The sequence below is a fragment of the Acetobacter sp. DmW_125128 genome (assembly GCF_008704325.1).
Taxonomy (GTDB): Bacteria; Pseudomonadota; Alphaproteobacteria; order Acetobacterales; family Acetobacteraceae; genus Acetobacter; species Acetobacter oryzifermentans.
Genome location: NZ_VHOP01000003.1, coordinates 1 through 13,546, shown reverse-complemented (window position 1 = coordinate 13,546; position 13,546 = coordinate 1). Strand labels below are relative to the sequence as shown.

The 13,546-nt window shown below is 51.8% G+C and carries 13 protein-coding genes, 1 tRNA gene and 1 pseudogene; 6 read left to right on the top strand and 9 right to left on the bottom strand.

All coding sequences use genetic code 11. From position 1 onward, the window contains the following. Positions 1-144 precede the first annotated feature (144 nt). Positions 145-942, bottom strand: a complete 798-nt coding sequence (locus FKW19_RS01145; RefSeq protein WP_006116522.1) for a class I SAM-dependent methyltransferase — start codon at positions 940-942, stop codon at positions 145-147. 50 nt (positions 943-992) lie between these two features. Here FKW19_RS01145 and FKW19_RS01140 point away from each other — a divergent pair, with 50 nt between their 5' ends. Further along, positions 993-1,175, top strand: a complete 183-nt coding sequence (locus FKW19_RS01140; protein ID WP_006116521.1) for a hypothetical protein — start codon at positions 993-995, stop codon at positions 1,173-1,175. A 3-nt stretch (positions 1,176-1,178) separates the two neighbouring features. On the opposite strand, the gene gshB is transcribed toward FKW19_RS01140, so the two are convergent. The 4 genes from gshB to FKW19_RS01120 all read right to left on the bottom strand — a co-directional run bounded on the left by gshB (position 1,179) and on the right by FKW19_RS01120 (position 5,401). Beyond that, the gene (gene gshB / locus FKW19_RS01135) at positions 1,179-2,174 is read right to left on the bottom strand and encodes a glutathione synthase (protein ID WP_089179248.1); all 996 of its coding nucleotides are present in this window, start codon (positions 2,172-2,174) and stop codon (positions 1,179-1,181) included. 100 nt (positions 2,175-2,274) lie between these two features. Further along, positions 2,275-3,732: an ArnT family glycosyltransferase gene (locus tag FKW19_RS01130; protein ID WP_370512889.1), complete on the bottom strand. Its 1,458-nt coding sequence runs from the start codon at positions 3,730-3,732 to the stop codon at positions 2,275-2,277. 35 nt (positions 3,733-3,767) lie between these two features. Continuing rightward, on the bottom strand, positions 3,768-4,889 hold the full coding sequence (locus tag FKW19_RS01125; RefSeq protein ID WP_089179250.1) for a glycosyltransferase family 2 protein: 1,122 nt from the start codon (positions 4,887-4,889) through the stop codon (positions 3,768-3,770). After that, entirely contained in the window at positions 4,886-5,401 is a 516-nt protein-coding gene (locus FKW19_RS01120; protein ID WP_035352683.1) for an Lrp/AsnC family transcriptional regulator, read from the bottom strand. Before FKW19_RS01120 ends, FKW19_RS01125 begins: the two co-directional genes overlap by 4 nt. Before the next feature lie 180 nt (positions 5,402-5,581). Here FKW19_RS01120 and trxB point away from each other — a divergent pair, with 180 nt between their 5' ends. From trxB to FKW19_RS01100, 4 genes are all read left to right on the top strand, one after another. After that, positions 5,582-6,529 carry a thioredoxin-disulfide reductase gene (gene trxB, locus FKW19_RS01115; RefSeq protein WP_089179251.1) on the top strand — a complete coding sequence of 316 codons (948 nt, stop codon included), beginning with the start codon at positions 5,582-5,584 and terminating at the stop codon, positions 6,527-6,529. A 116-nt stretch (positions 6,530-6,645) separates the two neighbouring features. After that, a complete protein-coding gene (locus tag FKW19_RS01110; RefSeq protein WP_035352600.1) occupies positions 6,646-7,527 on the top strand; it encodes a LysR family transcriptional regulator in 882 nt (293 codons plus the stop codon). A 459-nt stretch (positions 7,528-7,986) separates the two neighbouring features. Further along, the gene (locus FKW19_RS01105) at positions 7,987-8,490 is read left to right on the top strand and encodes a MucR family transcriptional regulator (protein WP_006116515.1); all 504 of its coding nucleotides are present in this window, start codon (positions 7,987-7,989) and stop codon (positions 8,488-8,490) included. Between the two features lie 147 nt (positions 8,491-8,637). After that, positions 8,638-8,952, top strand: coding sequence for an integration host factor subunit beta (locus tag FKW19_RS01100; protein WP_035352595.1), 315 nt, complete (start codon positions 8,638-8,640; stop codon positions 8,950-8,952). On the opposite strand, the gene FKW19_RS01095 is transcribed toward FKW19_RS01100, so the two are convergent. Beyond that, positions 8,944-10,206 (bottom strand): UdgX family uracil-DNA binding protein, encoded by a 1,263-nt coding sequence (locus tag FKW19_RS01095; protein ID WP_089179253.1) that lies wholly within the window; start codon positions 10,204-10,206, stop codon positions 8,944-8,946. The genes FKW19_RS01100 and FKW19_RS01095 overlap by 9 nt on opposite strands. A 28-nt stretch (positions 10,207-10,234) precedes the next feature. Continuing rightward, a complete protein-coding gene (gene murJ / locus FKW19_RS01090) occupies positions 10,235-11,785 on the bottom strand; it encodes a murein biosynthesis integral membrane protein MurJ (RefSeq protein ID WP_089179254.1) in 1,551 nt (516 codons plus the stop codon). A 174-nt stretch (positions 11,786-11,959) separates the two neighbouring features. On the opposite strand from murJ, the gene FKW19_RS01085 reads away from it, so the two are divergent. Next, on the top strand, positions 11,960-13,132 hold the full coding sequence (locus FKW19_RS01085; RefSeq protein WP_063354276.1) for an AI-2E family transporter: 1,173 nt from the start codon (positions 11,960-11,962) through the stop codon (positions 13,130-13,132). 42 nt (positions 13,133-13,174) lie between these two features. Here the strand turns inward: FKW19_RS01085 and FKW19_RS01080 are convergent. Together FKW19_RS01080 and FKW19_RS01075 are read right to left on the bottom strand one after the other, a co-directional pair. Further along, a tRNA-Pro gene (locus tag FKW19_RS01080) sits at positions 13,175-13,248 on the bottom strand. A 64-nt stretch (positions 13,249-13,312) separates the two neighbouring features. Then, positions 13,313-13,546 (bottom strand): annotated as a pseudogene (locus FKW19_RS01075) (MerR family transcriptional regulator); the annotation flags it as partial.

The following is a 13,546-nucleotide window of genomic DNA, read 5'->3' as shown; positions in this document are numbered from 1 at the left end:
AATTTCTTACTGGCATCATGCAGCCCTACGCCCTTGGCGCGTGGCACGGCATAAAACTGTTCCATCGTATTTACGTTACATACGCGCAAATACCATTTTCTGCCACGCAGAAGAAACGCCCCTGCCTTGGCAGGAGCGCACAGGTTATGCAGGCAGATTTTCTAGGGTGACCAAAGTAAACAGCCCTAATGGCGGAACAGGCTGAATAAATGCACGCCGAATATCTTCGGCTGGTAACAACGATTCCATTGCGAAATCAGGATGCCACCCCAAGGAGTGGGAGGCCCGGCCCAACGCATGTTCGACAGCACCACGGACGCCACCGGGAGCCAGAAAATGATTTACAAACAGAATATAACCACCGGGGCGCACAACGCGCTTGAGTTCATGCAGCAACTGGCGTGGATGCGGCACCACAGAAGCCACAAACATGGCCACAGCGATATCGAAGGAAGAATCTTCAAACTTCGTATCTTCGGCATCCATTTCCAGCAGGCCGTTAACGTTTGTCAGCTTATCACGCTGCACACGCTCACGCGCCTTGGCCAGCATATCGGCAGAAAGATCAATGCCGGTAATCTGCTTTTCTGCCCGGTAATGAGGCAACGCCAAGCCGGTGCCCACCCCCACTTCCAGCACATCCGTGCCGGGCAGACCGTTTACGGCTTCTACAGCACGCAAACGCCCAAACCGGGAGATGCCGCCAAAAACAACATCATACACATTTGCCCACCGACGATAGGCGGCTTTGACAGCCTCCGCATCCAGTGCCGAACGGGAAGGAGGAGGCGCGGGACTATCCCCCCCGCCGGAAGGATAATTTTGGAGAACGTCACTCATGTCCTCTCTCTGCCTGCTGGTGGACATTTCTTCAAGAGCCACAAAAGGTCTTCCTCTTCTGCACAAGGCACGCGTCACAAAAGCGCCCTTGTGTAAGGGCATATACTCCTTTTACGCTGCAACAGTGCAATAGATAGTGTTAATATAGAGCCATGTTAGAATTTCTTCTCGCCATCTTCGCCATCGCTGTCTGGATCAGTATTGGTGCCTACTATTTCCGTGAATCGATATTTCAATGGCTAGACAACCGCTTTGGGAAGGACACGCCCTTGGCTGATCTGGAAGCAGCAAGCAAACAGGACGAACCACCTGCACAGGAAAAAAGCAAAGACTGAAGATCACGCAGCGTGCAGTTTACGCTCGATGCAGTTCCAGATTGCGCCTGCGCCATTGATTCCATCAAAACGTTCCAACTCCTGAAGGCCAGTAGGAGAAGTGACGTTAATTTCTGTTAAATACTGGCCAATCACGTCTATTCCCACAAAAATCAGGCCATGTTCTTTCAGAAATGGGCCAATAGCCGTGCAGATTTCACGGTCACGCGCACTCAGCCCGATCTGTTTAGCCACACCGCCTACATGCATGTTTGACCGGTGATCTTCCCCCGATGGCACACGGTTAATTGCGCCTACGGGCTCTCCGTCCACCAGAATAATACGCTTGTCTCCGGCTGTTACAGCGGGTTCATAACGCTGGATCATCAGCGGCTCGCGCGAGCGTGCAAAATGCATTTCAAGCAAAGCATTTAAATTCTGGTCATCTTCACGGATACGGAAAACGCCGCTCCCGCCATTCCCAAAAAGTGGCTTTACAATAATATCGTGCCATTTGGCCCGGAAAGCTCGAATCTGTTCGATATCCCATGTTACCAATGTTGGCGGCATCAGATCTGGAAAGTGGGTTACCAAAAGTTTTTCAGGGCTGTCACGCACCCAGCGCGGGTCATTCACCACCAAAGCTTTGCCCGGCCCAATACCATGCACGTGGTCCAGCATATGCGTAGCTGTAATATATGCCATATCAAAAGGCGGATCCTGCCGCATCAGCACCACATCCAGATCACCTAATGACTGGCGCATTGGTGCACCAAATGTGGCGTGGTTTCCTTCTTCCCGCCGGACGGTCACAGGCCGCATCAAAGCCGTTACCCGAGTTTTGGAAGATTGCTCTGGTTCCGCTGCCCCTTCACCCAATGCCAGCGTATTCACCTCATACACATACAGGGCATGCCCGCGTTTCTGAGCTTCCAGCATAAGCGCAAAGGTTGAATCCCCATGGATGTTAATGTGCTCCAGAGGGTCCATCTGAACCGCAACCTGTAAGGATGATGCCATTGAGGTATGTTTCCTGTTATTCTTGGCCATAAAAACTAGAATGCAGCGTATCCTGCCTTGCCTGCCCGGTGCAAACAACACTCAACCAGAGGCCGCGGGTCTAACGCTTATTGGCGGGCAATACCGCAGTGTCTTCCCGCACCGTAGCGCCGCCTAAGCAACGCAATCTTACACGATAAACTGCGTAACTATCGGCCACAGATCCCCGGCGGCTGCGTGAAATGTCTGGATATTGAGAGAGAACATCAAAAAGTGCTGGGTCAGGTTGATCATGCCGCCTGTGGCTGCGCAGCAAATACCCCTCCGCTCCACATGTAGAATGTGGGAACGCAAAAAACTGCCATCTCGGTTCAACCGCCAGCACTTTGCGATTCTGGGCATAAAAAGAAAGTTCACCCGCAAGCCCATATTCATCTGCAATCAGCAGGGCATCAGGTGGAATCTGCTTTTCTACGGTCTGCACAAATTCAGGCCAGCCGCCCATTTGCCGTAACGTCATATCAAAATGGGGCGAAAAATGTGCAGGAGCCCACAAAGCTTGCACAACCACAACAACAAACATGGCAGCGCCAAGCGCGCAGGCTGCTTTCCACCAGCGATACGGTACACACACAACAGACAAGGCAAGCGCTGGATACAGCACAACAGGCCAGTTTGCCTGCACGCGCGCACCTATAGCGTGCTGCAAAAAAACAGCCGCAGGCAACAAAACCATGCAGAGCAGTAATTGGGCAAATTGATCACGCAGCCTGAGCAAATAATTTATGGCCACCGCGAACAGCACAAAAATAAACGGAGATGCCAAACCAACCTGACCGCCCAGCAATTCCCCCATAAAGGTGAACATACGGGTGGGCTGCCAATCCCCTGCTCGGCCTCCTTGTTTAAGAAAGCTAACCCAGTGGTGTGTCGCATTCCACTCAACCACCGGCGCCATACATCCCATTGCCACTACAGCACCAAGCCAAGGCCATGGAGTGCGTAACCATTGCCTGCCTGCACGTGTTGCCAGCAACCACATGCCTAAACCAGCTACAGGCAAAAGAGCCGTATATTTGCTATCAAACCCCAACCCGGCAGAAAGACCTACCAGCAACCAGAATGCTGGATGCCTGCCAGAAAGCAGATTGCTTACGCTCCACAGCAGCAGGGCCATAAAAAACACCAGAGGGGTATCTGGTGTCATGATCAGAGTGCCCAACCCCACAGCTAATGTGCAGTTTAATATAATGCCGGGTTTAAGAGCCGTTACAAACCCGTTGCCGACACTGACAGCAAACAGTTTCTGAGATTGCAGCCATTGCTGCGCGGCCTGCACCAACAAAACCGTGCCGATAGCCGCAGAAACTGGCCCCATAAAACGCAGGCCTTCAGCGGTATCACCCGCAAAAAACATGCCAATGCGCATCCACAGCGCCACCATGGGGGGGTGATCAAGATACCCCGCAGCCGGAGCCAATGCCCAGAGGCGATAATAGGCTTCATCTGGGGAAAGCGGAATCCATGCGGCCAGAATCAGCCGGAACAATGTGAGCAGCCCTAGTGCTACCAGGCACATCCATACACCACGATTGTGGTTTGAAATTTTTGCAGTCACGAGCGCCAGACAACAGTTGAAGACATGGCGTAATTCCACACCACGGCAAGAATAGCACCAGCCAAGCTTGCCTCATTCGGCATATGATTCTGGCCGTAAATCATCCGGGCAATACCCACATCCGCCAATGCCCCCACCGAACACACCAGCATGAAAAGAACAAGCCCGCGCATACACGCCCACCCACGCAAGCGCCTGTCACGATACGTGAAGTTGTTATCCAAAAAGAAATTCAGAATCATGGCGGCAACAGTGCCAATGGCCTGCGCCATAGAAAAATGCGCCCCCACAAGCCGAGCGCACTGCATAACGGCAAGATTTGTGCCAACGCCCGCCAGCCCGACCATACAAAAGGCAACAAACCGCAAAGGCACCCAGCCTTTGGCGAATTTATCTAAAAGAAGTGCGCCAAACTGGAGCATAACCAATGCATCCAGCTTACTTTCCCCCGCCACACGTGGACGGAACCCACAAGGCACCTCCTGCACGCGCAAGGGCTTGGCGGCAGAAAGCAACAAATCCAGTAAAATTTTAAAACCAGTACCAGATAAACGCGGGGCAATTGCGGCGAATGTTTCTTGCCTTAACGCAAAAAAACCGCTCATCGGGTCTGTCAGCTTTACTGGCAAAAAGCGTTGCGCAAGCCAAATGCCCCCATCAGAGAGCGCATGCCGCCACGCATTAGCCAAACCCGCATTATTGCCACCCTCTACATGCCGACTCCCAACTGCAACATCACATGTATTGTTCAGAACGGCATCTATCAGCGCGCCAAGGCGTGATTCGTCATGCTGAAGATCTCCATCCATCACCGCCACCACCTGCGCGGAAGAAGATAGCGCACCTTCAATAACTGCTGATGAAAGGCCCCGCCGCCCTATGCGGCAGATACCACGCACACGGGCATTATTTCGCGCCAGATCTCTCACACGCTGGCTTGTATGATCGGGCGAATTATCATCTACAAAGATAACTTCCCACCGCCTGCCCGCCAGCGCCTGTTCCAGAGCTTTGACAAGAGGCGCCACATTTTCCGATTCGTTATAGCATGGCACAACCACGCTAATATCCGGCCCTCTTGCAACGGTTTCTGTTGAAACCGTTTGATGGTCTGTCACGGGGTCTGCCCTTCCTCCTCAACCTGCACCGGCACCCCCCAGCGCTCCAGACTTGTCCGGATGGTTTGCAAAGTTTGCACACGTATCACGTGCTGGGCCTCTGTGAGTTGGCGGGTCAGCAGGTTTTCATGCGCGGCATCACGCGCAATCAAACGAACCAGAAAATCGCCTCCCCCACGGATCATGTGGCATTCGCGCACTTCTGGCCATTGGGCCAGTTGCTGCTCAAAACTGCACAGAATGGCCTCTTTTTGGCTTTCCAGCCCGATCAACGCAAAAAAGGTAATGGGCCAGCCCAAAGCGGCAGCATTAGGCTCTGCATGATAGCCACGGATAATGCGTTCTTCTTCCAAACGCCGGACACGACGCAGGCACGGAGGCGCTGAAATACCGACACGGCGGGCCAGTTCCACATTGGTCATGCGGCCATCATTCTGAAGCTCTGCCACAATGCGAAGATCAACTGCGTCCAGATCTGTCACGTTTCCTGATCCATCCTGCACAAGAGGCATGCACCCCAATTCAACTCGGGCGAGTATATGCCACGCACCACATCTGGCGGCAAACACCTAAAGAGGCACACCCTTGCCCAAAACCCATGTGGCAGCCATATGCTTCCAACAGTTATATGCAGGCTGCTTCCACAATAGCGGCCTGTATGCCTGATTTCCATATGCGGGAGCGCTGCCAATATGGCTGAAACCATTACAACTGATCTGCTCGTTATTGGCGCAGGACCGGCCGGGTATACTGCTGCTATCTATGCGGCACGCGCCAACCTTTCTCCTGTTCTGGTTGCCGGGCTGCAACCAGGTGGCCAGCTCACCATTACAACGGAAGTTGAAAACTACCCCGGTTTTGCCACAGCCATCCAAGGCCCGTGGCTGATGGAACAAATGGCTGAACAAGCGCAGAATGTGGGCACACGTATTGAATACGACATTATTACATCTGTTGATTTCAAAGCGGGCTCACCATTCCTGCTCACAGGCGATTCGGGCACCATTTACAAAGCGCGTTCAGTTATTGTTGCCACAGGTGCACAGGCTCGCTGGCTAGGCCTACCAAGCGAGAAACGCCTACAAGGTGCTGGTGTTTCTGCTTGCGCTACGTGTGATGGCTTTTTCTACCGCGGGAAAAATGTGGTGGTTGTAGGCGGCGGCAATACTGCTGTTGAGGAAGCCCTGTATCTCACCCACCATGCTGCGCATGTTACCTTGGTTCACCGGCGCGATAGCTTGCGGTCTGAAAAAATTCTGCAAGACCGGCTTTTCGCAAACCCCAAGGTTTCCGTTATCTGGAACAGTGTTGTGGAAGACATTCTGTCTGATGGCTCGCCTGAAACAGTGTGTGGTGTCCGACTGAAAAATACGCAAGATGAAAGCGAACAGACCATCCCCACCGATGGCGTATTTATTGCAATCGGCCATGCCCCCAACACAGCTATCTTCCGTGATCAGCTTACGCTGGATGCTGAAGGGTATATTGAAACTTCACCCGGCACCACACGCACTTCTGTACCCGGAGTCTTTGCTGCGGGGGATGTGCAGGACAAAACATATCGCCAAGCCGTAACAGCCGCAGGAACTGGCTGCATGGCAGCGCTGGATGCAGAACGCTATCTTGCTGGTTTAGCCTGATAACTTAACAGAAAACGGCTTCATCCCTTGACCAAGGGAGCCAATTCCTGCACGTAATACACCGCATAAAACACGGCTGTGTTTTTGTAACTTCATTCAATTTGCAGGAGGCATGCGTGGACTGGGACAAACTCCGGGTTTTCCATGCAGTGGCAGAAGCCGGTTCCTTTACCCACGCGGGGGATGTGCTCAACCTCAGCCAATCTGCCGTATCACGGCAGATTTCTGCGCTGGAAGACGTCCTTCAGGTTCCTCTCTTTCATCGGCACGCCCGCGGCCTGATCCTAACGGAACAGGGTGAAACACTTCATAAAACCGTGCGCGAAGTCTTTTCCAAACTGGAAATGACGCAAACACTGCTGACAGAAAGTAAGGAAAAGGCAGCCGGGCGGCTGCGCGTAACCACAACCACCGGCTTTGGTAACTGTTGGCTTATGCCGCGGCTTCATCGCTTTATGGCAGATAACCCAGAAATAGATATCTGCCTGATTTTGGAAGATAATGATCTTGATTTAGGCATGCGGGAGGCTGACGTGGCGGTGCGTATGCATGCACCCAGACAGCCAGACCTGATCCAACGCCATCTGGCGGATTTTAGCCTGCCAATTTTTGCTGCCCCTCTCTATATTGAGAAATACGGCATGCCAAAATCTCTGGAGGAAATCAAAGAACATCAATTGGTGCTGTTTGGTGAACACCATCCTCCGGTTGCGCATGTTAACTGGCTGGCCCAAGCCTGCCGCAACGATGGCAGCACGCAAATTGCTCGGCTAGAAGTTAACAGCATGGCTGCTATGGCCTCTGCTATTGCTGCGGGCTTGGGCATTGGGTCCATTCCAACTTACGCAGCAAAAGAATTTCCAGATCTGGTTCAGATCCTGCCGGAAATTACCACTCCAACTGTAGATGCTTATTTTGTTTATCCGGAAGAACTGCGCAGCTCTAAACGCGTAGCTGTTTTCCGTGATTTTCTTATGAGTGAATTAGGTATTCGGTAAATATTCTCGCATTACCAAATATCTCACAATAAAAAGCCTGCCCCCATTTTTAGGGGGCGGGCTTTTTTATTTTCAAATACCACCGTCCCTCTCAACAGAAATATTCCAGTAGCTCTTATTCTTAATTTTTTCTGATAAATATGTGTAATTTTTGCTGCATCTGTCTTCCATCATAATATTTTACTTTGAGCTTATGTAAAAACCAAACATTTTAGAAAATCATGGCACTGGATATTTCTTGCAACCTTAAGTGATGTTTCTGCGTTTACATAAAACGAGCACACAGCCCTAAGCAGAACAATAAACCCGAACACACGATTACAGAGAGCCGAAATATTACCGTTTGTTTATTATTTGAAATGAGCAAAACTTTCTGCATTGCTTCCAATAATGTTCTTTTATGGACAATTATGCGCTGAAATTGTGAGTTCACCATTCACAAACTACAGTTAAAGGAGTATGGAGTGCAGATATTCACACCAAATTCCTATTGGATTTATCATGAGTGAGAACCAGGACTACTCTCCCCTTCTTGATCTGGTATCAGAGATCGTTTCCGCACACGTCTCCAATAACCAGACAGACCCTGCACTTATCCCGGGCATGATCCGTGATATTTATCAGGCACTGAAAACCGCTGAACATCCGCAGAATGAGCCGGAAAAACTTCAGCCAGCAGTGCCAGTAAAGCGCTCGGTATTCCCGGATTACATTATCTGTCTGGAAGACGGGAAAAAGCTGAAGATGCTGAAGCGCCACCTACAGAGCGCTTATGGCATGACACCTGAACAATACCGTGAACGTTGGGGCCTGCCCGCAGACTACCCGATGGTAGCCCCTAACTACGCAGAGCGCCGCTCTACTCTGGCTCGTGAAATTGGCCTTGGCCGTAAAATTCATGCCGCTGGGGATGAAGAAGAACAGGGTGGCCGTGGCCGCCGCAAGAAGTCTCCTACAGCATAAATTTGTAGGAACTGACGACTAAAAAGGTCTGGCGGTATTTCTCTGGTTCATACCGTCAGACTTTTCTATCTTGACGTCTTCTTCATCATTACGGAATGTTCTGAGTATAATTATTGTACACACAACAGCCGGGTGGGAGAACTTAAGATGACCAGATCCGAGCTGATTACAGCCCTGATGCAAAAAAATCCGCATCTTCAGCTGAAAGAAGCAACACGACTTGTAAATATTGTATTTGGCACCATTACCAGCAGCCTTGCGGAAGGCAGTCGCGTAGAATTACGTGGGTTTGGTGCATTTTCTGTAAAAGAGCGTGACCCACGCGTTGGCCGCAACCCAAAAACAGGGGTGCAGGTTCAGGTTGGCAAAAAGCTCGTTCCCTTCTTTAAAACGGGCAAAGAGCTACACCAGCGCCTGAACAAGCCTGTTAGTGGTAGCAAACGCTCACGCTCCTCAGTCTGACTGCTGCGTTATAAAACTATGTGCCAGGCGTAAGTCTTCTACAAAGCGTGCATATTCCCGCGCTTTGGCCTCTTCATTCGGCAGGCGCAGCAAGTAAGACGGGTGCACCGTGACCAACCCCGAGCACTGCTCATTCAACTGGAAGATGCGAGAGCGCTCGCGCGAGATGGTAACAGGCCGCTTGAGAAGACTCTGCGCTGCCGTAACACCTAACATAACAATCAGCTTGGGTTGTACTAGCCTACGCTCTGCATCCAACCAGATTCGGCAGGCCTCGACAGACTCCTGATCTGGCTTCTGATGCAGGCGCCTGGTGTTTCTCCATGTAAAGCGGAAGTGCTTTACAGCATTTGTCACGTAAATGTGATTCCGTAAAATACCTGCTTCTTCCAGCGCCTTATCAAACACCTGCCCTGCTGGCCCAACAAATGGACGGCCTGCCAGATCTTCCTGATCTCCCGGCTGTTCCCCAACAAACATCAGAGGCGTATTTTCTACGCCTTCTCCAAAAACCGTGCGCTTGGCAGGTTGCCATAAAGAACAAGCTCTACAGTCCATGGCCTCTGCAGACAAAGACGTGAGAGAAGCCGCCTGTGCAACATCCTCTAACGTAGGCACCAGCACTGTGTTGGGATACCCCTGCCACATGCCCTGCCCGTCTGCCTGCCACATATCCGCAGAAACATGCGCGGCCTCAGCCTCACCTACGGCAAAATGCAGTTGGTTTCCATCCCACCACATCCGCCGATAAGGTGTCATAACCTCCCATGGTTGGGCATTGCGCTCTATGCAGAAGCGTCCATTTGCTTCCACAATGTAGTTCTGCGGTGTGTATTGCAGGCTTTTACTTTGGTGTTGATTACTGAATGTCGAAAAAGCTAGGCGAAACTGCTCCGTTTCTTGCTTAACGCTCTGCACAAGCTCTCGAAGCTGCTGGATATCCGGATCTTCCCGTAAATTTTCCATATCCAGCAAGCCATGCGTGAAGCGGTAAACAACACGATATAAAAGCTCAAAACGCCCTGGATGATGCGCCTGCAATGCTTCCAACACGGCAGTTACCAACTTACGCGGAAGGTTAAGAGGCGCGTCATTATCGGTGGAATCTAGCGCTTCCAGCACCCAAGGTGTTTGCCCTTTGCCCGCTACACGCCAGGTTATGCTTTCGGGGAGCACCTGCTTTTGCACATAATGGCGTGTAGCGGCCCGCCATGTTGCCAGATCCACCTGGTGCGCCAGTACAATCTCAACCATCCCCGGCTCCCTTTGTTTTTTATGCCCGTTAGCCGCGCTTACGGTTTAAGCGCCTGCGCAGCCCCGCCAGCACATCTGCCAAGTCTATAACGCCCAGCATGTGCAACATACCGGCATAAAATATGCCCCCGGCCCCTACCATAACGGTCAGCCATATTAACCGCATAAGAAAATGTGTGGGCAGCGGCAGCAAGGTTTCTACGCCAACAAGCAGCAGCGCCATAACAGCCGCCCCTAGGCCAACCCGAGCAATGCCACCCAATAGTTCCGGAGCAAGCAACAGCGCATTTTTTTGCCGAAGTAAAAAAGCCAGCACAGCCACATTTATAACAGCGGCCAAACTACTGGCCAAAGGTGGCCCCATATGAACCAGAGGCTTCATGAACAGTAGATTAAGCACAAAATTAAGCAGCAGCACACCAACACCGATGTAAACCGGTGTGCGCGTATCCCCGCGTGCAAAAAATGCTGGAGAGAGAACTTTCACAAGCACAAAAGCGGGCAAGCCAATAGCATAAGCCCGCAAGGATTGCGCTGAAAGCAGCGCATCATGCTCGGTGAAAGATCCGTGGCCGAACAGAACAATCATGATCGGCCCTGCCAATACCAGCAAGCCAGCTACAGCCGGAAGTGTGAGCAGCAGAACATATTCAATAGACCGGTTTTGCGCTGCGTGCGCTGCATCTGTTTCTCCTGCTGCTAAATGGCGCGTGAGCACAGGCAAAAGCGTGGTGCCAGCCGCCGCCCCCAAAACCCCCAAAGGCAACTGGTTAATCCGGTCCGCAAAATACATAAGGGAAACACTGCCTGCCGGAAGCAGTGTGCCAATAATGGTATCAATAGTAAGGTTAATCTGCCCAACACCACTGCCGATCAGCCCCGGCACCATACGGCGCAGCAACAGGCGGATACGGGGCGTAAGGGCTGGCCACAAAGGCATTAGGCCAAAATGCGCACGCTCACACGCCCAGAACAGCAGCCCCAGTTGTGCAACGCCAGATGCCGTTACCCCCCATGCCGCAGCGTAAGCAACATTCGGCAAAAAGGGTGAAGCCAGCAGAATGGCTGCAATACCCACTACGTTGAAAGCCAGATAAGCCGCCGAGGCCACACCGAACCGGTGCAAACCATTAAGAACACCGGCCAGCAGCGCTGCCGCGCAAATCAACACCAGATAAGGAAAGGTAATACGGCTCAGGCTGACGGCTAGAGCGTATCTATCCCCACTTTGTAAAAAGCCGGGAGCGATAACCTTAAGTACCTGCGGCATAAAAATTTCGCCCAGCACGCATAAAAATACCAGCCAGACCAGCATAACGCCCAAGGCCCTGCGTGCAAAAAGCTGTGCTTCCTCTTTGCCTTCTCGCGTCATTACAGAAGAAAACAAAGGCACAAAGGCTGCGTTAAATGCACCCTCTCCAAACAAGCGCCGGAACATGTTAGGCAGACGAAATGCCACCTGATAGGCATCCTGCAATGCCCCTGCACCCATAAAAGCTGCCAGAAGCTGATCCCGAACAAGGCCAAGAACACGGCTGAGCATTGTCCAGCCGCCAACGGTAAGGAAATTTTTAAGCATGACAGGATCAGTTCTTACTACGCCGCAGGAAACTGCGCGACACTAACGAAAGTGTCAGAAAAAGATACGGAAATATGATCCTTATGCGGCATATCTGGTTATGGCATAGGCAGCGCCGCCATACCGCGATATGGTCTGATAACAAAGCTTATGCTCGCCCCCAGCATACAAAATATGCTGAAGATAAAATGTTATTGCGGAACCCCTGGGAGAACACACCAGAATATGCCCGATTCATTGCCATCACAATTTCTTCCGGATTCACCGCGCTGCTCTTTTATCAAACCAAGCCAGCGTTCTCGTCGGGGGCAGGAAATGGCGCGTACAGTTCTGGCGCTGTTTATTGTGGGAGTAGCCGTTTACACTATCCAAGGCTTTTTGCCCGCATTGGCATGGGGAAGTGTTTTTGCCATTGCCACATGGCCTCTTTATACGCGCGCTTGTAATAAATGGCCTCATGCAGCCTCTGGCACGCTTCTGCCCTTGTTATTTACGGCAGCCATGGCATTGCTATTTGTTATTCCGCTTACTCTTGTAACGCTGGAAGCTGTGGGAGAAGCCCAGAGCGCACTGGAATGGCTATCTCATGCGCGCGAATATGGTGTGCCTGTGCCCGATGCTATTCATCGCCTACCTTTTGGAAGTGCCGCGATAAGCAAATGGTGGGAGGCGCATCTTTCAGACCCGCGTGATCTTTCTGGCATGCTGGGTAATCTGGATAGCAAGGGTGTGGCTGTTACACGCGCCGTGGGTTCGCAGGTTGCGCATCGCGCCACATTGTTCTGCTTTTCCATCCTAACCTTGTTTTTTCTGTATAAAGATGGGCTTTCCGTTATCCGCCAGTGCCGCGTGGTTTCATGCCGCGCTTTTGGTAAACGCGGAGAAAGCATCGGGCGCCAGATTGTTGCTTCCATTCACGGCTCTGTTCAAGGGCTGGTGCTGGTAGGTATTGGGGAAGGCTTGCTGCTTGGCATTATCTATGTATTTGCCCATGCCCCCCACCCTGCTTTATTTGGTGTGATTACGGCCGTGGCAGCCATGATTCCTTTTTGCGCCATGATAGCTGTCGGCTTGGTCTCTCTGCTCATTCTGGTGCAGGGTAGCTCTGTTGCCGCCATTACAACTTTTTGCATTGGCGCAGTGATTATTTTTACCGCTGACCACTTTATCCGCCCTGCCCTTATTGGCGGCAGCACCAAGCTGCCTTTCCTTTGGGTGCTATTGGGTATTCTGGGCGGCGCAGAAACATGGGGGCTGATTGGCCTGTTTGTTGGGCCTGCGGCTATGGCTGCACTTAATCTGCTGTGGTGCCGGTGGGCATACGGAAACAACCCAAAAGCCAGTTAGGCTTTTGGGTTGTTCTGCAACACTGATTTTTCAGAGAAAATATCGGGCAGGCGGGATTCGAACCCACGACCCCCAGTCCCCCAGACTGATGCGCTACCAGACTGCGCTACTGCCCGTTAAGTGTGGAGTGGTGTTTAGCAGGAGGTTTTCTGCAACACAACCCACCCCTGACACAATTTTTTAAGAAACCAGCTTTTTACGGAACTCTTCTAGCTCCACCAGCACATCTGCCAGATCCTGACGTAGCTGACGGTTCTGTTCCACCAGTTCTGTCATATGCGGATGCGGCTCAATAGATGCAAATGTCACCACTGCATCTTCCATTTCTGGTGATAGATCTGCAGCACCCTCAACATTCTCAGCAACCACTTCTGGCTCTGGCTCTGGCTCTGGCTCTGGCTCTGGCTCTGGCTC